The organism is Mycobacterium sp. VKM Ac-1816D (assembly GCF_000416385.1).
GTDB classification, from domain to species: domain Bacteria; phylum Actinomycetota; class Actinomycetes; order Mycobacteriales; family Mycobacteriaceae; genus Mycobacterium; species Mycobacterium neoaurum_A.
The window spans coordinates 127,393-148,581 of sequence record NZ_AOHQ01000136.1; the positions used below are offsets into that span (position 1 = coordinate 127,393).

A 21,189-nucleotide genomic window follows, 5' to 3' on the forward strand; every position below is an offset into this window, starting at 1 on the left:
GGGTGACGACGGACGCAGCCGGGGCCGACTTCCGCACCCGGTTGCTGGCCGCGTGTGAGGCCTCGATCGCCGAGGACGGCTACGCCAAGATGACGATCGCCGATATCGTCCGGCGGGCCAGGACATCGCGGCGCACCTTCTACGAGTACTTCTCCAGCAAGGAGGAGTGCTTCATGGCGCTGTTGGCCGACGCGAATGCCGATCAGATACGTCAGATTTCGGCCGCCGTGGATCCCGACGCGCCATGGCGCGATCAGGCCCGCCAGGCCATCGAGGCGTGGATCGCCTCGGGGGAGTCCCGCCCCGATGTGACGCTGAGCTGGATCCGCGACGGCCCGTCGCTGGGTGCCGCCGGCCGCGCGCTGACCCGCGATTCCATGGAGCAATTCATCGAGATGGTCAACGCTCTGATCGACAGCCCGCGGTTCCGCGAGGCCGGTATCGGGCCAGTGTCCCGTCCGCGCATCATCATGTTGCTCGGCGGTCTGCGCGAGCTCACCGCGGTCACCGTGGAGAACGGCGGGACGATGAGCGATATCACCGAGGACGCCGTCGAGGCAACCATCGCGCTGGTCGCCGCCGGTTGATCAGGCGGTGGCTCGGGCCTGCTGCAACAGGATCGGGTCGTGGGCGTTGACCATCAGCAGGTCGGGCTCATTGCGCGCGGCCAGCCCCGCGAGCCGGATGTGGTTGTCGCGCACCTGCTTGCGGTCGAAGGCCAGCACCATCTCCATCCCCAGGATCTTCGGTATGGGCCTGCCGTCGATCCGGCCGCGGTGATAGAAAGCATCACCGGTGTGCAACACCCAGCGGTGCCCGGCGTCCACGGCGACACAGGCATGCCCGCGGGTGTGCCCGGGTAGCGCAATCAGCACGACGCCGTCCAATATCTCCTTGGCCGCCCCGAATCCGCGCCAGTGCTCACCGTCCGGTTCGTGCTCGACCAGCGTCGGACCGTGCGACCACTGGATGCTGCGGTAGCGCACCCGTTCCCGCCATGACGGCGCGTGCACCGCACCGGCGGCCTCCGCGGCGGTGACGTGCACCTGCGCGGCAGGGAAGTCGGCGATCCCGCCGATGTGATCGAAGTCGAAATGCGTGACGACGATGTGCCGGACGTCCTCCCGAGCGAACCCCAGGGCCGCGATCTGGCGCGCCGCGGTCTCGGCCGGATCGAGTACCGGCCTGGAGGCGAACCGGAACGGTCCGAGGCGCCGGGCCGGCTCGGCGCAGTCGAGTAGCCCGTAGCCGCTGTCGACCAGTATCAGTCCGTCGTCGGACTCGACGAGCAGGACGTGGCACACCAGCGGTGCGCTCGGAACGGGCATGCTGCCGCAATTGAGATGATGGACGCGCAAAGTCTGACCCCCCTGTGGACCTTTGCTGAGAGCTTATGGACTTCGCCCAAGCGGGTACGTCGGGGGTTGTTCGCCCTGCGGTACGTTGAGCCGATGGTCCGCCCCGCGCAAACGGCTCGCAGCGAGCGCACCAGGGACGCGCTGCGTAAGGCCGCCATGGTGCGCTTCTTGGCCCAGGGCGTTGAGGAGACGTCCGCCGAACAGATCGCCGCCGATGCCGGCGTCTCGCTGCGCACCTTCTACCGGCACTTTTCCTCCAAACACGACCTGCTGTTCGTCGATTACGACGCCGGACTGGAGTGGTTTCGCACCGCGCTGGCCAACCGGTCCGCCGACGAATCCATCGTCGAGGCCGTGCACGCCGCCATCCTGGAATCCCCTTATGACGTCGACGCCGTCGCGCGGATCGCCGAGCTGCGCTCCGACGAGCTGGATCCCGGGCGCATCGTGCGGCACATCAGGCAGGTCGAGGCATCCTTCGCCGAGGTCGTCGAGGAGCACCTGCGCGACGATCAACCACCGGCCACCGATATCGACACGCGGTTGCAGATCACCGTGACCGCGCGGTGCATCGCCGCCGCGGTGTTCGGTGCCATGGAGGTGTGGATGCTCGCCGAGGACCGGTCGTTGCCCGAGCTGGCCCGGCTGTGCCGCACGGCGCTGGACTCGCTGGAGGCGGGTGTGGTTCCGCAGCGCTAGATGTTTTGTCAATATTGACAAAACATGGGGACCGATGTCAGCCTCGGGTGATGTCGGACAGCTTTGATGCCATCGTCATCGGCGCGGGCCACAACGGCCTGGCCGCCGCCGCCCTGCTGCAACGGGCCGGCCTTCGCACCCTGTGCCTGGACGCCAAGCTCTACGCCGGCGGAATGGCCTCCACCGTCGAGCTTTTCGACGGCTACCACTTCGAGATCGCCGGATCCCTGCAGTTCCCGACCTCGGCGGTGGTGAGCCGCGAGCTCGGCCTGGACGCGTTGCCGTGCATCGACGTCGACGTCATGTCGGTATCGCTGCGCGGTATCGGCGACGATCCGGTCGTCTACTACACCGATCCGATGAAGCTACTCAGTCACCTCAACGAGGTGCACGGCGCCGAGGCGGTCAACGGCATGGCGGGGCTGATGGCCTGGAGTCAGGCCCCGACCCGCGCGCTCGGGCGATTCGAGGCGGGCCTGCCGCCCAAGACTCTCGACGAGATGTATGCCTGCGCGACAAACGAATTCGAGCGCGCGGCCATCACCGACATGCTGTTCGGTTCGGTCACCGACGTGCTGGACCGCTATCTGCCCGACGCCGAGAAGCACGGCGCGCTCCGCGGCATGCTGTCATTCCTGGCGGTCAACACCACCTACCGGGGCCCCGCGACACCGGGCAGCGCCGCGGCGCTGGCGTTCGGGCTGGCGGTGCCCGACGAAAACGCGGTGCTGATGAAGAAGCTCCGCGGCGGCATCGGCGCACTGACCGCCCACCTGCGCGATATGCTCATCGACGGCGGTGGTGAGCTGCGCCTGCGATCCAAGGTCGAGCAGATCCGCACCGCCGCGGGGCGGGTCGCCGGGGTGCGACTGGCGGATGGCAGCGAACTGAGCGCGTCCGTCGTCGTCTCCGCATTGTCGCCCGATACCACCGTCACCCAGCTGCTCGACCCCGTCGCGCTGCCCGGCGACGTGCGTGACCGCTTCGCCCGCACCGACCACCGTGGCAGTTACCTGCAGATGCATTTCGCGCTCGACGGCCTGCTCACCTTTGCCGACCCGTACACGATGCTCAACGATCCCGAGATGCAGTCGGCGATAGGCATTTTCAACACTCCGGAGGAACTGCAGGAGCAGTGGGAGCAGAGCCGTCGCGGCGACGTGCCCACCGACCCGGCGATCGCACTGCAGATGCCCTCGGTGCAGGATCCGGACCTCGCCCCGCCCGGCAAGCATGCGGTGTCGGCCTTCTCGCTGTGGTTCCCCGTAGAGGGCAACGCGCGGGCGTCCTACGGGGATCTCAAGGTCGAGATGGGTCGTCGGGTGATCGACAAGATCACGCGACTGGCACCGGATTTCGAGCAGCGGATCATCCGGCACACCACCTTCACGCCCAAGCACATGAGCACCATGTTCGGCGCACCCGGTGGCGACTACTGCCATGGGCTGATCCACCCCGAGCAGATGGGTCCGAACCGTCCTGGACCGAAAGGTTTTGTCGACCAGCCGATCCCGATCGACGGTCTCTACCTGGGCAGCGCCGGATGCCACGGCGGGCCCGGTATCACCTTCATACCCGGTTACAACGCCGCGCAGGCGGTGTTTGCCGACGCAGGTTAGGCGTGTTCTTCGCCGGCCGGCGCGCCGCCCTCGTCGGACCAGTCCGAGCGGTCCTCGGCACCCTTGGCCGGGTCGCTCAGGACATCGTCCTCGGCGCCCGGTTTACCTGCGTCTGACTCGGTGGTCTTGGGATCTGCGCTCACGGGGAGTCGATACCCGTTTCGCCGAGGTCGAAACGGTACTCAAGCATCCCGGTTCTGCAGCTGCTCCATCCAGTCGGCGGGCACCCGCGATCGGGGACCCGGTACCGACTGATCGATGGGATGCGCCTGGGGTGCACACAATTACGGGCCGTCGTAATACTGGCCGGTGTCGTAATTCCAGAACCAGTCCTCACCCGGCTCGAAACTTCGGATGATCGGGTGGCCGCTGCTGCGCCAGTGGTGTGAGGCATGCCGCGCCAGCGAATCGTCACAGCAGCCGATATGCCCGCACGCGGTGCAGCGACGCAGGTGGACCCACCATCCGCCGTCGGCGTCGCACTCCACGCAGCCGCTACCTGATGGGGGAACCGAGGGATCGACATCCACACGGGCGAGTCTACGCAGTGCGGGCACTATGCATCACCGTGATCGAATCACGCTGAGCTAAATCGCGCGAGGAATGGCCACCAGCCGAATCGGATATTGACGTCGGCATACTGCTGAAAGTTGCCTTTGACAGCAAATTCCACCGGTCATAACGTCCGCCGCGATGAGCACCTCCGGTCAGTTGACGAAGTCCATGGATGCCGTGGGTGGCTTCATGGTGCTCAGCGCGGAATCGTTCGGTGCCATTTTCCGGCGCCCGTTCGCATGGCGGGAGCTCTTCGACCAGATCGCCTTCGTGGCCCGGGTATCGATCTTCCCGACCATCATGCTGTCCATCCCCTACACGGTGCTGATCGTTTTCACGCTCAACATCGTGTTGCTCGAAATCGGTGCCGGCGACCTGTCCGGAGCCGGTGCCGCGCTGGCCTCGGTGACCCAGGTGGGACCCGTCGTCACGGCCATCGTCGTCGCCGGCGCCGGCGCCACCGCCATGTGCGCCGACCTCGGTGCCCGCACCATCCGCGAAGAGATCGACGCGATGAAGGTCATCGGCGTCAATCCGGTGCAGGCGCTGGTGGTGCCCCGCGTCATCGCGGCCACCTTCGTAGCCCTGATGCTCTACTCGGTGGTGGCCGTGGTGGGGCTGACCGGCAGCTACCTGTTCGTGGTCTATGTCCAGAATGTCACCCCGGGAGCCTTCGTCGCGGGCCTGACACTGCTCACCGGTCTGCCGCAGGTCATCGTCTCGCTGGTCAAGGCTCTGCTGTTCGGGCTCTCCGCCGGGTTGATCGCCTGCTACAAGGGGTTGTCGGTGGGCGGCGGACCGACCGGCGTGGGTAACGCGGTAAACGAGACCGTGGTCTTCGCGTTCATGGCGCTGTTCCTGATCAACATCCTGGCCACCGCGCTCGGCGTGAAAGTGGCCCCCTGATGACCACTTTCGGGCAAGGGCTGGTCGACCGGACCCGCCTGCTCGGCGAGCAGACCGCCTTCTACGGCCAGTCCCTGGCCCACATCGGTGACGCGGTCCGCCGCTACCCGGGCGAGGTGCTGCGGCTCATCGCCGTGATGGGCATGGGCACCGGCGCGCTGGCCGTGATCGGTGGCACCGTCGTCATCATCGGTTTCCTCACGCTGTCCACCGGTGCGCTGATCGCCGTGCAGGGGTACAACACGCTGTCCAATGTCGGCATCGAGGCGCTTACCGGGTTCCTGTCGGCCTTCCTCAACGTCCGGTTCATCGCACCCGCCACCGCCGGGGTGGCGCTGGCCGCGACCATCGGTGCGGGCGCCACCGCGCAGCTCGGCGCCATGCGGATCAACGAGGAGATCGACGCCCTCGAGGTGATGGGCATCCGGGCCATCACCTACCTGGTGTCCACCCGCATCGTCGCCGGCGTCGTGGTGGTGATTCCGCTCTACACCGTCGCCGTCCTGATGTCCTTCCTGGCAACACGGTTGGGCACCACCGTCGTCTACGGTCAGTCCGCCGGCGTCTACGACCACTACTTCTCGACGTTTCTTCGGCCGTCGGACCTGCTGTGGTCCTTCGTGGCGGCGCTGTCGATGGCCGCCGCGGTGATGGTGGTGCACACGTACTACGGATTCACCGCGACCGGCGGTCCGGCCGGGGTGGGGGAGGCGGTCGGCCGTGCCGTGCGGACCTCGGTCACCGCAACGGTGTTCGTCCTGTTGACCATCACGCTGTCGGTATACGGGCAGTCCGGCAACTTCCATCTCTCGGGATAGCGCGTGAACAACAATGCGCCGCGCCGCGAGAAGATCGACCCGATCTGGTATGCGCCCATCCTGCTGATCGTCATCATCGCGCTGACGGTGATGACCGCGCTGCTGTTCTCCGGGACGCTGCGCACGTTCGTGCCCGTCACGTTGATATCCGATCGGGCCGGCCTGGTGATGGAGAACGGTGCGAAGGTCAAACTGCGTGGCGTGCAGGTCGGCGAGGTCGGATCGATCGGCACCGAATCAGGGCTCGCCGCACTGCATCTCAACATATACCCCGGACCGTTCGAGCATCTGCCCGCCAACGTGGAGGCCGAGATCAAGTCCACCACGGCCTTCGGAGCCAAGTATGTGGATCTCATCGTGCCCGACTCCGGGCCCAGCGCGGGCCGGCTGACACCCGGTGCGGTGCTGCGCAGTCGTAATGTCACCGTCGAGGTCAACACGGTATTCGAGAACCTGCAAGCCGTCGTGCAGGCCGTCGACCCGGCCAAGCTCAACGCCGTACTGGCCGCGGTGTCGGAATCGCTGCGCGGTAAGGGTGACCGGATAGGCCGGGCTATCACCGAGGCGAACAAGGTGTTGCTGGCCGTCAATCCACGGATGCCCACCGTGCAACGCGACTGGCAGTTGTTCGGACAGACTGCTGAGGCGTATTCCGTTGCGGCGCAGGACATCGTATCGATCCTCGATTCGTTCTCGACCACCTCTTCGACCATCGCAAGTCATGCGCAGCCGCTGGACACCCTGCTGCTCTCGGCGGTCGGCTTCTCCCGATCGGGTGTCGACGTAATCGGCGGCAACCAACCCGCTCTGGTGCGCGCCATGAATCTGCTCGACCCGACCACGGCCCTGCTGATGAAATACTCGCCGACGTACACGTGCCTGTTCCAGGGCGCGGTCTGGTTCCTGGAACACGGTGGCCGTGATGCCCTCGGCGGCAACGGGAAATCGGTCATCATGGACGCGGCGATGCTCGCCGGCGACGATGCCTACCGATTCCCGCAGAACCTGCCCAAGACCAATGCCACCGGCGGCCCCGGCGGCAAGCCGAGCTGCGGTTCATTGCCCGATGTCAGCCAGAACTTCCCGGTCAAGGCACTGGTCACCGACACCGGTTGGGGCGCCCTGCCCAACGAGATCCGCACCAACCCCGGTATCGGCTTCCCCGGCTGGGCCGACTACCTTCCGGTCACCCGCGCGGTTCCCGAACAGCCGAGCATCCGCTACCCCGGCGGTCCGGCACCCGGGCCCGGCCCGTTCGGAGCGCCGGCACCGCCGTTCCCGCTCCCGCCGGCCCCGGCGACATTCCCGCCACCCGGCCCACCCACGCCGTAGGAAGGACCTGTCATGCGCCGCAAGAGCATCACCGGTACCGTGGTGCGGGTCGCGGGGTTCACCGCCATGTGCCTGGTGTTCCTGTTCGCCCTCGTCACCGTCTTCGGGCAGTTCCGCTTCGACTCGCGGGTCTCCTACAGCGCCGTGTTCACCAACATCTCCGGCCTCAAGGGCGGCAACTTCGTCCGCATCGCCGGCGTCGAGGTGGGCAAGGTGACCAACCTGACCCTGCACAAGGACGGCACCGTCACCGTCGAATTCGCCGTCGACAGGGGCCTGTCCCTCACCGAGGGCACCACGGCCGCGGTGCGCTACGAAAACCTGATCGGCGACCGCTACCTCGCACTGGAAGAGGGACCCGGTTCGGTGCGACCGCTACAGCCCGGCCAGACCATCCCGCTGGAGCGCACGCACCCCGCCCTCGATGTCGACGCGTTGATCGGCGGCTTCCGGCCGCTGTTCCGAGCGCTGGATCCCGACCAGGTGAACGCCTTGTCCGGGCAACTACTCAAGGTGTTCCAGGGCCAGGGCGGCACGGTGTCCTCGGTGCTGGCCCAGACCTCGGCGCTGACCAAGACGCTGGCCGGACGCGACGAGCTGATCGGACAGGTGATCACCAACCTCAACACCGTGCTGAGTACGTTCGCCGCACGCGATGACCAGTTCTCCGCGGGGCTGGGTGACCTGTCGAGCCTGGTGCGGGGTCTTGCCGACCGTCGCGACGATATCGCCGCCGGCGTGGCGCATATCAGTGCTGCGGCCGGTACCGTCGCCGACCTGTTGGTGCAGGCCCGGGAACCGGTGAAAGAGGCAGTAACACAGACGGACCGGGTGGCCGGACAGATCATGGCCGACCACGACTACGTCGACGAGTTGGTGCGGACCCTGCCCGATACCTACCAGATCCTGGCCCGGCAGGGCCTCTACGGCGACTACTTCGGCTTCTACCTGTGCGACGCCGCGCTCAAGGTCAACGGGAAGGGCGGTCAACCCGTGTACATCAAGCTGGCCGGCCAGGACACCGGAAGGTGCACACCGAAGAAATGAAACCCATCGCCGAACGCAACCGCGCGGCCGTCGGAGCCGTGGGCACCCTTGTGCTGGTCGCGGTCGTGGCAGCCGCCTTCTCCTACGACAAATTGCCCGTCATCAAGGGGACTTCGGACTACACCGCGTATTTCGCCGAGGCCGGTGGTATCAAACCGGGCAGCGATGTCCGGGTCTCCGGATACGGTGTCGGTCGCGTGTCGAGCGTGACGTTGGAGGGCACCAAGGTTCTCGTCGAGTTCACCGTCGATGACGACGTCGAACTCGGTGACCGCACCGAGGCGGCCATCAAGACCGAGACGGTGCTGGGCACCAAGATGCTCGAACTCACCCCGCAGGGCGACGGCGAACTCGACGGGACCATCCCGCTGGAACGGACCACCTCACCCTACGATCTGCCCACCGCCCTTGGGGATCTCACCACCACCATCAGCGGGCTGGACACCACCCAACTGTCCACCGCATTGTCGACCCTGGCCGAGACCTTCCAGAACACCCCGGCCGACCTGAAGCTCGCCCTCGAAGGTGTCGCGCAGTTCTCCGACACCCTCAACACCCGCGACGCCCAGCTGCGCACCCTGCTCGCCGATGCCGACAAGGTGACCGGAGTGCTGGCCAAGCGCAGCGACCAGATCGCCTCGCTCGTGGTCAACGCAAACGCCCTGCTGGCCGAGCTACTGTCACAACGAGATTCGGTGGACGCGTTCATGGGCAATCTGGCAGCGGCATCGGCCCAGCTGTCCGGCCTGGTGGCCGACAACCGCGAACAACTGCAACCCGCCCTGGACAAGCTCAACGGAGTGCTGTCGATCCTGGACAACCGTAAACAGGAACTGCAGCGCACGCTGTACCTGTTGCGCCGCTACGCGATGTCCTTTGGTGAGGTGCTCGGCTCCGGCCCGTTCTTCAAGGCCTCGCTGGTGAACCTGCTGCCCGGCCAATTCGTCCAACCGTTCGTCGATGCGGCCTTCTCGGATCTGGGTCTGGACCCGAACGTGCGGGTGCCCTCGCAGCTGGTCGATCCCGGCGTGGGCCAACCCGGTACCCCGGCGCTGCCGGTGCCGTTCCCGCGCACCGGCCAGGGTGGCGAGCCGAATCTCACTCTGCCCGATGCCATCACCGGGCATCCAGGCGATCCGCGGTACCCTTACCGGCAGCCGCTACCCGGCCCGCCACCGGGTGGCCCACCGCCGGGTCCGCCGGCAGCACCCCCGCCCGGGTTCGCCGGTCCTGTGCCGGTCGGCCCGACCGCGGTGTATGTTCCCGCGCCCGGTGAGGTCGCACCATGACGGCGAAGTTGCGGATCGCGCTGGCCGCCGTGCTGTCGGTGCTGCTGGTCGTCGGCATCTCGGTCGTGGGCACCTCGTGGTGGGACCGGGTCGTCACCAACACCTACGTCGGCTATTTCGCCAACACCAACGGCCTTTATGTCGGTGACGAGGTCCGGATTCTCGGCGTCGCCGTCGGAGATATCGAATCGATCGAGCCGCAACCGCAGAACATCAAGGTCACCTTCTCGGTGGATGCCCGCTACCCGGTGCCCGCCGACGTCCGGGCCGCCGTGCTCTCCCCGTCCCTGGTGAGCGCCCGGGCCATCCAACTGGTGCCCGCCTATGACGGTGGACCGAAACTCGCCGCCGGCGCCGCGATCCCGCTGGAGCGCACGGCCGTTCCGGTGGAATGGGACGACTTCCGCGCGCAATTGCAGAAGCTCACCGAAGCCCTGCAGCCGACGACGCCCGGAGGCCCGAACGCCGTCGGTGAATTCATCAACAGCGCAGCGGAGAACCTGCGCGGCCAGGGCGGCACCGCCCGTGACACCGTCCTCAAACTCTCGCAGGCGATGTCGGTGCTCGGTGACCACAGCACCGATATCTTCAGCACCGTCCGCAACCTGCAAATGCTGGTGTCGGCGCTGTCTGCCAGCAGTGACCTGATGGCCAGGTTCAACGTGAACCTCGCCGACGTGTCGACCGTGCTGTCGAACACCCCCGACGAGATCGCCGACGCCACCTCAGGTCTCGATGCGGCCGTCACCGATCTGCGCGGGTTCATCGCCGACAATCGGGAATCACTGGGCACCACCGTCGACCGGTTCACCGCCGTCACCACCGCGCTCAACGATCGCCGAGGTGATGTCAAACAGGTCCTGCACGTCGCACCGACGGTGTTCCAGAACTTCATGAACATCTATCAACCTGCGCAGGCCGCGGTCACCGGCATCATGGCACTGGGCAATTTCGCCAACACTGTCGGATTCATCTGTGGCGCAGTGCAGGCCGCCTCCCGGTTGAACAGCGAACAATCCGCGAAACTCTGCACGCAATATCTGGCGCCGATCGTCAAGAACCGGCAGTACAACTTCCTGCCGATCGGTGGAAACCCGTTCGTCGGGGCCACCGCACGCCCCAACGAGATCACCTACAGCGAGAACCATCTGCGACCCGACTTCGTTGCCGCTGCGCCACCGCCGCCGGACCCGATCGGCATGCTGGCCGCCGAGGGCCCCGCGGTACCGACCGACCCCGCCGCCGGTCTGCCCGGTCTGATGGTGCCGGGCGGCACCCCGTGAGCCGCATAGCGCTGGTCGGGATCCTCATTGCGGTGCTGGCACTGGTTCCGGGATGCCAGTGGCGAGGCCTGAATTCGTTGAGCCTGCCCGGTACCGCGGGCACCGGCGACGGGGCTTACACCATCCAGGCGCAGCTACCCGACGTGGTGGTCATCCAGCAGAACACCCGCGTCCGCGTTGCCGACGTCAACGTCGGAAACGTCACCAAGATCGAGGTTCAGGACTGGCACGCCCTGGTCACCATGCGGATCGACGGAGACGTCGTGCTGCCCGCCAACGCCACGGCCAAGGTCGGCCAGACCAGTTTGCTGGGCTCCATGCACATCGAGCTCGCCCCACCCACCGACGCGGTCCCGCAGGGCCGATTGACCGACGGTTCGGTGATACCGCTGTCCGCGGCCGCGACCTACCCCACCACGGAGCAGACCCTGGCCTCGGTGTCGGTCCTGCTCAACGGCGGCGGGCTGGCTCAGTTGCAGGAGATCAACCAGAGCTTCGCGACAGCACTGGCCGGGCGTGAAGACGATATGCGCAGTCTGCTCACCCAACTGGACTCCTTCATCAGCGCGTTGAACGCACAAACCGATGACATCATCACCGCCACCGAACATCTCAACGACCTCGCCGGACAGGTCGCCGCCAACGACGTCGTCGTCGACCGGGCGCTGACGACCATGCCGCAGGCGCTGAAGGTTCTCGCCGACTCGCGCACCAAACTGGCCGATGCCATCGACGCGCTCGGCAAGTTCAGCGCCATCGCGAACTCGACGGTGCAGCAGAGCCGCGAATCATTGGTGAACAATCTGCGCCAGATCGCACCGGTGTTCCGCGAGCTCGCCGATGCCGGACCCGCCCTCACCCGGGGGCTGGACTTCCTGTCCACCTACCCGTGGGTGAAGAGCACCATCCCGAACTGGTTCCGCGGCGACTTCGCCAATATCAGCCTCATCGTCGATCTCACCCTGAGCCGGCTGGACAGCAGCATCTTCACCGGTACCCGGTGGGAAGGCAACCTGACCGAACTGGAGATGCAGTGGGGCCGCACCATCGGCACCATGCCGAGCCCGTACACGGCGGGCAACCCGCTGGTCGCACCGTACCGGTGGGGGGCGTACTGAGGTGATACGTCTGCACCACAAGGTCTGGATCCAACTGGCCGTCCTCGGCTCGGTCACCGTGATCGCCGGCGCGGTCATGCTTTTCGGGTTCGTCCAAGCACCGGCGCTGCTGGGTGTCGGGCGCTATCAGGTCACCCTCGAGCTGCCCCGTTCCGGCGGGCTCTATCCGACATCGGTGGTGACCTACCGCGGTGACGAGATCGGTCGCGTCACCTCCGTCGATGTCACCGACGTCGGGGTTCGGGCCGTCCTCACACTGGAATCGGACACCCCGGTACCCGCCGATGTCTCCGCCGCGGTGCACAGCCGGTCGGCCATCGGTGAGCAGTTCGTCGAACTGACCCCGAACGGTGCGGGTGGCCCGAACCTGCACGACGGCGATGCCATCGCGGCCGGCAGGGTATCGGTGCCCGCCGATATCGCCGGTCTGCTCGATGCGACCAATACTGCGCTGCAAGCCATTCCGCGGGAGAATCTGCGCACCCTGGTCGACGAGGCCGACACCGCGGTCGGCGGTCTCGGACGCGAACTCGCCCGGATCGTCGACGGTTCGACCGCCATTGCCACCGATGCCGGTACCGTCACCGATCAGCTGACCACGTTGATCGACCAGTCGCCGGAAGTGCTGGACTCCCAAGCGCGGACCGCCGATTCGATCCAGACATGGGCGTCGCGGATGGCGTCGGTGACCGGCCAGTTCGCGGCTCAGGACGCCGCTTTCGGCGATCTGCTCAACCAGGGCGGACCCGCCCTGCAGGAGGGCCAGGCGCTGTTCGACCGGTTCGCCCCCGCGCTACCGGTCCTACTGGCGAACATGGTCAGCCTGGGCGATATCGCGGTGACCTACCGCGCGGATCTGGAGCAACTGCTTGTGTTGTACCCGCAGGGCACGGCCGTCATGTCCGCGATCACCACGGCCAATGCGAACACCAAACAGGCGTACCGCGGAATCTATCTGGACTTCAACCTGAACCTGAACTGGCCGCCGCCGTGCAACACCGGATTCCTACCGGCCCGCCAGCAGCGCATCCCCACCGACGTCGACGCCCCGGACCGCCCATCGGGGGAGTTGTACTGCCGGGTGCCGCAGAACTCCGATCTCAACGTCCGCGGGGTGCGCAACATCCCGTGCGAGACGAAACCGTGGAAACGCGCGCCCACCGTGGAGATCTGCGAGAGCGATGAGGAGTACGTCCCGCTCAACGACGGCTACAACTGGAAGGGCGACCCGAACGCGACGCTCAGTGGGCAGGGCGTGCCGCAGTACCCGCCCGGGGTGTCCGCACCCGGCGAACCTCCACCGCCGATCGGAGGTGGCAACTCGAACGCGACCGAGCCCGCCGGTGCACCGCAGCCGACCGGACCGATCGCCGGGACGTCGGTCGGCGGTGCACCGCAGAATGTCGCGGTCGCGGTGTACGACCCGGCCACCGGCTCGTACATCGGCCCCGACGGCAGGCGCTATACACAGCGGGACCTGGCGCAGTCGGGCGAACGCAGTTGGGAGTCCATGCTGGTGCCGTCGGCATAGTGCACCCGGGGCGGTCCCGCGGTCGCTACTGTCAGCCCATGGCAACCAGCGTTACCCGTGAAGTGGTCATCGAGGCGACCCCGGAGGAGATCCTCGCCGTCGTCGCCGACGTCGAATCCACCCCGTCGTGGTCTCCCCAGTATCAGAAGGCCGAGGTGGTCGACCGGGACTCGGAGGGCCGCCCCCACCGTGTCGTCCAGACCATCAAGACCGTCGGTATCAGCGATCAGTTGACGATCGACTACACGTGGGCGGAGGACAAGGTCAGCTGGGTGTTGGTCAAGGCCAGTCAGCTGAAATCCCAGGAGTGCAGCTACACCCTGACGCCCGAGGGGGACAAGACCCGCGTCCGGTTCGACATGACCATCGACCTGGCGATCCCGTTGCCCGGGTTCCTGCTCAAGAAGGTCATGTCCGGCGCCATCGACGTGGCCACCGACGGGTTGCGCAAGCAGGTGCTCAAGGTCAAGAAGGGGTGACTCCCACCGGTCCGCTCGCGGGCGTCCGGATCGTCGAACTCGGCGGGATCGGGCCCGGGCCGCACGCGGCGATGATGTTGTCCGATCTGGGCGCCGACGTGGTGCGCGTCCGTCGCCCCGGTTCATTGCAGATGCCTGCCGAGAACGTCGACCTGCTGCACCGGGGTAAGCGCGTCGTCGACCTCGATGTGAAGCGCGAACCGCAGGCGCTGCTCGACCTCGTGTCGAAAGCCGATGTGCTGCTGGACTGTTTCCGCCCCGGCACCTGCGAGCGGCTCGGCATCGGGCCCGACGAGTGCACCGCGGTGAACCTGCGGCTGATCTATGCGCGCATCACCGGGTGGGGGCAGGACGGGCCGTTGGCGCAGACCGCCGGGCACGACATCAACTATCTGTCCCAGACCGGGGTGCTGAGCGCCATCGGGTATCGGGATCGCCCGCCCGTCGCACCGCTGAACCTGGTCGCCGATTTCGGCGGGGGTTCCATGCTGGTGTTGGCCGGGATCCTGGCCGCGCTCTACGAGCGTGAGCGGTCCGGAGCGGGACAGGTGATCGACGCGGCGATGGTCGACGGGGTCAGCATGCTGGCTCAGATGATGTGGACCATGAAGGCGACGGGATCGCTTGCCGATCAACGCGAGTCGTTCCTGCTCGACGGCGGCGCCCCGTTCTACCGAACCTATGAGACGGCCGACGGCGGTCACCTGGCGGTCGGGGCGATCGAGCCACAGTTCTTCGCGGCGTTGCTCGCCGGCCTGGAGTTACGGGCCGACGAGGTGCCGGGGCAGTTCGAACGCGACCGCTGGCCGCAACTGCGCGCCGCGTTCGAGGCGCGAATTGCCACGCGCACGCGTGCCGAGTGGATGGCGGTGTTCGCCGGCACCGACGCCTGCGTCACGCCGGTGCTGAGCTGGGCCGAGGCCGCCGACAGCGCGCACCTGCGGGCGCGCGACACCCTGATCGACGTCGGGGGTGTGCGGCAGGCCGCGCCGGCGCCACGGTTCTCCCGCACGCCGGCCGGACAGGTCGGTGTTCCACCGCAGCACGCCACCGAGCTCGCCGACCTCGGATGGTGACGGCTTTGCTGAAGAACTTGACGTCAATTAGTTAAAACCAGTTCGACAAAATCCTTGCGGCAATATAAGGACGGTCTTATATTTGCCTGATGGCTGTCAGAGCGTCGAGGGAAGTTCTCTTCGACGCCTCGCCGGAGGCGATCCTGGATGCGCTCGCCGACATCGACGAGGTGCCGACGTGGTCAACCCTGCACAGGGCCACCGAGGTGGTGGATCGTCATCCGGATGGCAGGCCCCATCACGTCAAGGCGACCGTGAAGATCATGGGCATCACCGACAAGGAGATGCTCGAATATCACTGGGGTGAGGACTGGATGGTCTGGGACGCCCAGGACACCTTCCAGCAGCGCGGTCAGCACGGTGAGTACAAGTTGATCCGCGAGGGCGACCGCACCCGGGTCCGTTTCGACCTGATCATCGATCTGGCCGCACCCATCCCGGAGTTCCTGATCCGGCGCGCCAAGAAGCTCGTCCTCGACGCCGCCGTCGACCGACTGCGCGCCCGGGTCTGCCGGTTCTACGGCTGACCGGGAAGCCGAAGGTCAGAATCGGCGTGCGGCAAAAGGAATTCTGACCGCCGCCCGGTCGCTGTCCGGTACATGCCCACCGGAATCGTTCTCGTTCCCAACCGACAGTCGGCCAACCATGTCGACGACGCCATCGCCCAGGCCCGCCGCGCCCACGACGCCGGGGTCCGCCAGATCTGGCTGGCCCAGCAGTTCGATCACGACGCCATCGGGTTGGCCGGCCTGATCGGCGCCGCCGTGCCCGGACTCGGTGTCGGCACCTCCGTCGTCCCGCTGAATCCACGGCACCCGCTGATCGTCGCCGCGCAGGCCCAGACCGCGCAGGCCGCCGCACACGGCAACTTCAGCCTCGGGATCGGGCTGGGCGCACACAAGCCCGAGGAGGATGCCTTCGGTCGATCATGGCCGAATCCGGTGGCGCGGCTGCGCGAGCACCTGCAGGTGTTGCGCGCGGTATTCGACGACGGCGCGGTCGACTTCCACGGTGCGGAGTTCAGCGCAGGCCCCGAGTGGCCGGTATCGGTGGCCGGCGGGACTCCGGTCCCGGTATACGTGGCGGCGATGGGTCCCAAGGCGTTGCGGGTCACCGGTGAACTGGCCGACGGCACGCTGCCGTATCTGGCCGGACCCCGCACGGTCGGGGAGTTCATCGTCCCCCAGATCACCGCGGCTGCCACCGCCACGGGCAGGCCCGCCCCGAAGATCATCGCGATGGTGCCCGCGTTGATCACCGATGACGTCGACGCCGGACGCACACTCGCGGCCGACACCTTGGCCTTCTACGCGACCATTCCCTCGTATCAGAGGGTTATCGAGCGCGAACAGCTCGATTCGATCGCCGACCTGGCCGCCGTCGGTGACGCCGCGACGGTGCGCGCACAGCTGCGTCGCTATCTGGACGCGGGGGCCACCGACGTGGCGCTGAGCCCGCTGGATCATTCGTTGCCGACGCTGGAGCGGCTCTGGGAGGTCGCTTCTTCGCTGTAGGTACGAACCGGGCAACACGGCGGCAACATCCGCGGCTTACCGTGAACCGATGATGCCGGTGCGACGTTCGGCGCTGCTCGACCGCCTGGTTGCCGACCGGACCAGGACATCGCAGCACGAGATCCTCGTCGAGTTGCGCCGTGCCATCCTCGACGGTGGCGTGCCACCGGGCACTCCGATTCCGCCGGCCGAGGTGGCCGACCTGTTCGGGGTCAGCCCAATTCCCATCCGCGAGGCGCTCAAGACCCTGGTGGCCGAGGGATTGGTGACGCACCGACGCAACGGGGCATACACCATCGCCCTGCTCACCGCGCAGGAGCTCAGGGAGATGTACATCGTGCGGGAGACGTTGGAGTCAGCGTCGCTGACCGCCGCGGTCTACAACGCCACCGATGCCGACCGCGCCACCGCGGTCTTGGCCAATCAACGCCTCGAACAGGCCATCAGCGACGGAGACGGCGCGGCGTATCACCGCGGTAGCCGGCAGTTTCACGCCGCGTTGACCGCACCGTCACGCATGCACCGCCTTCTGCACATGCTTGAGGCGGCATGGAACGTGACCGAGCCGGTGCAATCGATGGTCCACGTCAGTCCCGCCGATCGGGCCGAGCTGCATTCCGATCACCGCGCCATGCTGGAGGCATTCCTCGCCGGCGATGTGGCCGGTCTGCTGGCGGTCGCCGAACACCATGCCGGGCGGCTCAATGCCGTCATCGCGACGCTACCGCGCGATACGGGCCTGTTGGCCTGAGGAATATATTTCGCCCGCAACCGAGAAGATAAGTCCGGGGAAACGGCGGGGAAACAAACCGGTCGCATAGTCGGCAACCATGACCGAAACCGTTGTCCCACCCAATAGCGCGCCACCGGGAGCCGCCGTCGGCGCCGGTGACATCGTCGAAGCCGCCGGCCACCCCGTCGGCGGCGGCGTCATCAAGCCCGGCTACGACCCGCGGCTGACCAATGAGGACCTCGCACCGCTGGGCAAGCAGTCCTGGACCTCATACAACATCTTCGCGTTCTGGATGTCGGATGTGCACAGCGTCGGCGGTTATGTCACCGCGGGCAGTCTGTTCGCGCTCGGCCTGGCCAGTTGGCAGGTGTTGGTGGCGCTGCTCGTCGGCATCACCATCGTCTACTTCTTCTGCAATCTGGTGGCCAAGCCCAGTCAGGCCACCGGCGTCCCGTACCCGGTGATCTGCCGCACCGTCTTCGGCGTGCTCGGTGCCAACATCCCGGCCATCATCCGCGGGTTGATCGCGGTGGCCTGGTACGGAATCCAGACCTACCTCGCATCGGCGGCGCTGGATGTCGTGCTGCTCAAGCTCTTTCCCGGATTGATGCCGTATGCGGTGGTCGAGGATTATGGCTTTGCCGGGCTCTCGTTGCTGGGCTGGTGCAGTTTCCTGCTGCTCTGGGTGCTGCAGGCCTGCGTGTTCTGGCGCGGCATGGAGTCGATCCGCAAGTTCATCGACTTCTGCGGTCCGGCAGTCTATGTGGTGATGTTCATGCTGTGCGGCTACCTGATCTACAAGGCCGGGTGGGGAGCCATCGATCTGAACCTCGGTGCGGTCACCCACACCGGTTGGTCGGCGGTGCCGGTCATGTTGGGTGCCATCGCACTGGTCGTTTCCTATTTCTCCGGACCGATGCTCAACTTCGGTGACTTCTCCCGCTACGGCAAGTCCTTCGAGGCGGTGAAGCGGGGCAACTTCTTGGGCCTGCCGGTGAACTTCCTGGTGTTCTCGGTGCTGGTGGTCGTCACGGCGTCACTGACATTGCCGGTGTTCGGGGAACTGCTCACCGATCCGGTGGAGACGGTGGCCCGCATCGACAGCACCTTCGCCATCGTGTTGGGCGCGTTGACGTTCACCATCGCCACCATCGGCATCAACATCGTGGCCAACTTCATCTCACCGGCCTTCGACTTCTCCAACGTCAGCCCGCAACGCATCAGCTGGCGCGCGGGCGGCATGATCGCCGCGGTCGGTTCGGTATTGATCACCCCGTGGAACCTGTACGCCAACCCCGAGGTCATCCACTACACGCTGGAGACGTTGGGCGCGTTCATCGGTCCGCTGTTCGGTGTCCTGATCGCCGACTACTACCTGGTGCGCAAGCAGAAGGTCGTGATCGATGATCTGTTCACCATGGCCGAATCCGGAAAGTACTGGTACACCAAGGGATACAACCGCGTCGCGGTGATCGCCACGGTGCTGGGCGCGGTCCTTGCGGTGATCCCGGTGCTGCTCGGCGGCAGCGTCCCGGGCATGTACACTGCCGCCCAGTACAGCTGGTTCATCGGCTGTGGTGTCGGCTTCGCGGTGTACTACCTGCTGGGCACCCGCGACAAGCTGGTTGCCGCGTCGCTGTCCTGAACCTCGGGCAGGGCCGAGAGTGTGACGCCCGAGTGTGACGTTGTTGCGTGAATTCCGTGCCGGACAACGCGACAACGTCTCACTCGTGGTCGGCGCGAGCGGATAAGCCCGTTCAGCGCCCCCGCAACACCTGGAGCCGGCGAATCGCCTCGTCCATGGTGTCGTCGCGCTTGCAGAAGGCGAAGCGCACCAGATGATTCCAGTCATCCGCGGGGTTGTCCGGGTCGGCGCGGGTGAACGCGGACATCGGGATGGCCGCGACCCCGGCCCGGTGCGGCAGTTCGGCGCAGAACGCCGTGCTGTCGGTGTAACCGAGGGGTCGCGGATCCGCGCACAGGAAGTAGGTGCCGGCACTGTCGTGCACCTCGAAGCCCAGATCGGCCAATGCGTCGCCGAGGCGGTCACGCTTGGCCTGCAGATCGGCGCGCAAACCGGCCACCCAGTCATCCTCGTGATCGAGTGCGTACGCGACGGCGGGCTGAAACGGTGCCCCGCCGACATACGTCAGGTACTGCTTGGCCGCTCGCACACCGGCGATCAACTCGGGTGCCGCGCACGCCCAGCCGATCTTCCAACCGGTGGCGTTGAACATCTTGGCCGCGCTGGAAATCGTGACGGTGCGCCCGCGCATACCCGGGTAGCCCGCCAGCGGGCGATGCTCCACGCCGAAGACCAGGGTCTCGTACACCTCGTCGGTGATCACCAGCAGATCGTGCTCGGTCGCCAGCGCGGCAACCGCCGACAGTTCGGCGTCGCTGAGCACCATGCCGGTCGGGTTGTGCGGCGAGTTGAGAAGCAGTGCCCGGGTGCGCGGGGTGACCGCGGCGCGCAGCGCCTCGACGTCGAGGGCGAAACCGCGGCCGGCGGGTACCAGGGGGACCGTGACACGGTGACATCCCGCCATCGCGATGACGGGGGAATAGGAGTCGTAGAACGGCTCGATGACCAGCACCTCGGACCCCGGCTCGACCAGGCCCAGCAGCGCAGCCGCGATCGCCTCGGTGGCGCCGACGGTCACCAGCACCTCGGAATCCGGGTCGTACTCGATGCCGTACCGTCGCCGGCGCTGCGCGGCGATCGCGTTGCGCAACTCTGGAATGCCCAACCCCGGCGGGTACTGGTTGACGCCGCCGGCGATGGCGTCCTGAGCGACCTTCAGCATCTGGGCGGGGCCGTCCTCGTCAGGGAAACCCTGTCCGAGATTCACCGCGCCGATCTTGGCGGCCAGTGCCGACATCTCCGCGAAGATCGTCACCGCGTAGGGCTGCAGGCGGGAGACGGTCATGGGCCAAGACTAGTTGCCCTCCCGGCAGCCCCGTGACCGTCAGCCCAGTAGCGGCCGCAGGTCGGTGTCGATCCAGTCGGTGAAGCTCTGCCAGCCGATCCGCGGATACTGCGCGTGCAGTGCGGCAATATCCACGGTGTAGCCACCCGCGGCGAGGAAGGTGAACATGGCCCGCATGTCCGGCGAGCCGATCTGCGACGGATCGTGGGTCACCAATTCGACCGGACGGCCGAGAGTTTCGGATAGGGCGGCCGCCATCTGCCGACCGGACGGCTCATCGGAGGCGAGGTCGATGCGCGCGCCGCGCACCGGATCGGGATCGGCCAGCACCGCGGCGACGAACCGCCCGAGATCACGCCGGGACAATTGCTGCAGCGGCGCGTCGGCGGGCAGCGGAAGCTCGAACACCCCGGCCTTGATGTCGTCGAGACCGCCGAGCATGTTGTCATAGAAATAGGACGGCCCGACGATGGTGTACGACAGGCCGGATCCGGCCAGCTCGGCCTCGACCACGGCCTTGCTGTCGAAATGCGGTATGCCGGTGTGCTGATCGGCATCGGCGACCGACGAGAACACCAGGTGCGGCACCTGCGCCGACCGGGCGGCGGCCAGGATGGTCCGGCCCTGCGCGATCTCGGCCTGCGGTCCTTCCTCGAACGGGGTGGTCAGCGCGTAGGCCCCGGTCACGCGGGAGAAGGCCTGCGCGACCGACGCCTCATCGGACAGATCGGCGGCCACCACCTCGACGCCGGCCTCGGCCAGTCGCAGCGCCGCACGTGAATCGGTGCGGCGGGTGATCCCGCGCACCGTCGCCCCGGCCTCCAGTAGCGCTTTGACCACTGCGCCACCCTGTGCGCCGGTGGCTCCCAGTACCGCGAAATGTCCGGTCATCACCACAGGGT

General features: G+C 66.8%; 21 protein-coding genes and 1 pseudogene. 17 read left to right on the plus strand and 5 right to left on the minus strand.

Going from position 1 to position 21,189, the window contains the following annotated elements; translation table 11 throughout:
* Window positions 1-2 precede the first annotated feature (2 nt).
* The gene (locus G154_RS14420) at window positions 3-587 is read left to right on the plus strand and encodes a TetR/AcrR family transcriptional regulator (protein WP_019511131.1); all 585 of its coding nucleotides are present in this window, start codon (window positions 3-5) and stop codon (window positions 585-587) included.
* Here G154_RS14420 and G154_RS14425 read toward each other — a convergent pair whose 3' ends face one another.
* On the minus strand, window positions 588-1,358 hold the full coding sequence (locus tag G154_RS14425) for an MBL fold metallo-hydrolase (protein WP_023986273.1): 771 nt from the start codon (window positions 1,356-1,358) through the stop codon (window positions 588-590).
* Between the two features lie 93 nt (window positions 1,359-1,451).
* Here G154_RS14425 and G154_RS14430 point away from each other — a divergent pair, with 93 nt between their 5' ends.
* Window positions 1,452-2,057, plus strand: coding sequence for a TetR/AcrR family transcriptional regulator (locus G154_RS14430; RefSeq protein WP_019511133.1), 606 nt, complete (start codon window positions 1,452-1,454; stop codon window positions 2,055-2,057).
* A 50-nt stretch (window positions 2,058-2,107) separates the two neighbouring features.
* Window positions 2,108-3,676: an NAD(P)/FAD-dependent oxidoreductase gene (locus G154_RS14435; protein ID WP_019511134.1), complete on the plus strand. Its 1,569-nt coding sequence runs from the start codon at window positions 2,108-2,110 to the stop codon at window positions 3,674-3,676.
* Here G154_RS14435 and G154_RS26815 read toward each other — a convergent pair.
* Both G154_RS26815 and G154_RS14440 read right to left on the minus strand, forming a co-directional pair.
* Entirely contained in the window at window positions 3,673-3,819 is a 147-nt protein-coding gene (locus tag G154_RS26815; RefSeq protein WP_019511135.1) for a hypothetical protein, read from the minus strand. The genes G154_RS14435 and G154_RS26815 overlap by 4 nt on opposite strands.
* A gap of 39 nt (window positions 3,820-3,858) precedes the next feature.
* Window positions 3,859-4,206, minus strand: a pseudogene (locus G154_RS14440) (UBP-type zinc finger domain-containing protein).
* A gap of 163 nt (window positions 4,207-4,369) precedes the next feature.
* On the opposite strand from G154_RS14440, the gene G154_RS14445 reads away from it, so the two are divergent.
* The 14 genes from G154_RS14445 (at window position 4,370) to G154_RS14510 (ending at window position 19,002) form a co-directional block, all read left to right on the plus strand.
* Entirely contained in the window at window positions 4,370-5,137 is a 768-nt protein-coding gene (locus tag G154_RS14445) for an ABC transporter permease (protein ID WP_019511137.1), read from the plus strand.
* Complete coding sequence (locus tag G154_RS14450; protein ID WP_019511138.1) at window positions 5,137-5,955, plus strand: ABC transporter permease; 819 nt, start codon at window positions 5,137-5,139, stop codon at window positions 5,953-5,955. Before G154_RS14445 ends, G154_RS14450 begins: the two co-directional genes overlap by 1 nt.
* Before the next feature lie 3 nt (window positions 5,956-5,958).
* Entirely contained in the window at window positions 5,959-7,287 is a 1,329-nt protein-coding gene (locus G154_RS14455; RefSeq protein ID WP_019511139.1) for an MCE family protein, read from the plus strand.
* A gap of 12 nt (window positions 7,288-7,299) precedes the next feature.
* A complete protein-coding gene (locus G154_RS14460; RefSeq protein ID WP_019511140.1) occupies window positions 7,300-8,334 on the plus strand; it encodes an MCE family protein in 1,035 nt (344 codons plus the stop codon).
* Window positions 8,331-9,623, plus strand: a complete 1,293-nt coding sequence (locus tag G154_RS14465) for an MCE family protein (protein WP_019511141.1) — start codon at window positions 8,331-8,333, stop codon at window positions 9,621-9,623. Before G154_RS14460 ends, G154_RS14465 begins: the two co-directional genes overlap by 4 nt.
* Complete coding sequence (locus tag G154_RS14470; protein ID WP_019511142.1) at window positions 9,620-10,906, plus strand: virulence factor Mce family protein; 1,287 nt, start codon at window positions 9,620-9,622, stop codon at window positions 10,904-10,906. The genes G154_RS14465 and G154_RS14470 overlap by 4 nt, the downstream gene beginning before the upstream one ends.
* Before the next feature lie 5 nt (window positions 10,907-10,911).
* A complete protein-coding gene (locus G154_RS14475) occupies window positions 10,912-12,024 on the plus strand; it encodes a virulence factor Mce family protein (RefSeq protein ID WP_234713049.1) in 1,113 nt (370 codons plus the stop codon).
* A gap of 1 nt (window position 12,025) precedes the next feature.
* On the plus strand, window positions 12,026-13,555 hold the full coding sequence (locus G154_RS14480; RefSeq protein ID WP_019511144.1) for an MCE family protein: 1,530 nt from the start codon (window positions 12,026-12,028) through the stop codon (window positions 13,553-13,555).
* 38 nt (window positions 13,556-13,593) lie between these two features.
* Window positions 13,594-14,034, plus strand: a complete 441-nt coding sequence (locus tag G154_RS14485; protein ID WP_023986271.1) for an SRPBCC family protein — start codon at window positions 13,594-13,596, stop codon at window positions 14,032-14,034.
* Entirely contained in the window at window positions 14,031-15,110 is a 1,080-nt protein-coding gene (locus G154_RS14490) for a CaiB/BaiF CoA-transferase family protein (RefSeq protein WP_019511146.1), read from the plus strand. The genes G154_RS14485 and G154_RS14490 overlap by 4 nt, the downstream gene beginning before the upstream one ends.
* 89 nt (window positions 15,111-15,199) lie before the next feature.
* Window positions 15,200-15,637 carry an SRPBCC family protein gene (locus G154_RS14495; protein ID WP_019511147.1) on the plus strand — a complete coding sequence of 146 codons (438 nt, stop codon included), beginning with the start codon at window positions 15,200-15,202 and terminating at the stop codon, window positions 15,635-15,637.
* A gap of 72 nt (window positions 15,638-15,709) precedes the next feature.
* Window positions 15,710-16,624: an LLM class F420-dependent oxidoreductase gene (locus G154_RS14500; RefSeq protein WP_019511148.1), complete on the plus strand. Its 915-nt coding sequence runs from the start codon at window positions 15,710-15,712 to the stop codon at window positions 16,622-16,624.
* 49 nt (window positions 16,625-16,673) lie between these two features.
* Complete coding sequence (locus tag G154_RS14505) at window positions 16,674-17,375, plus strand: GntR family transcriptional regulator (RefSeq protein ID WP_023986270.1); 702 nt, start codon at window positions 16,674-16,676, stop codon at window positions 17,373-17,375.
* 79 nt (window positions 17,376-17,454) lie between these two features.
* The gene (locus tag G154_RS14510) at window positions 17,455-19,002 is read left to right on the plus strand and encodes an NCS1 family nucleobase:cation symporter-1 (RefSeq protein WP_019511150.1); all 1,548 of its coding nucleotides are present in this window, start codon (window positions 17,455-17,457) and stop codon (window positions 19,000-19,002) included.
* Window positions 19,003-19,114: 112 nt separating this feature from the next.
* On the opposite strand, the gene G154_RS14515 is transcribed toward G154_RS14510, so the two are convergent.
* Window positions 19,115-20,287 carry a pyridoxal phosphate-dependent aminotransferase gene (locus G154_RS14515; protein WP_019511151.1) on the minus strand — a complete coding sequence of 391 codons (1,173 nt, stop codon included), beginning with the start codon at window positions 20,285-20,287 and terminating at the stop codon, window positions 19,115-19,117.
* Window positions 20,288-20,326: 39 nt separating this feature from the next.
* Window positions 20,327-21,178, minus strand: a complete 852-nt coding sequence (locus tag G154_RS14520) for an NmrA/HSCARG family protein (protein ID WP_023986269.1) — start codon at window positions 21,176-21,178, stop codon at window positions 20,327-20,329.
* Between the last annotated feature and the right edge of the window lie 11 nt (window positions 21,179-21,189).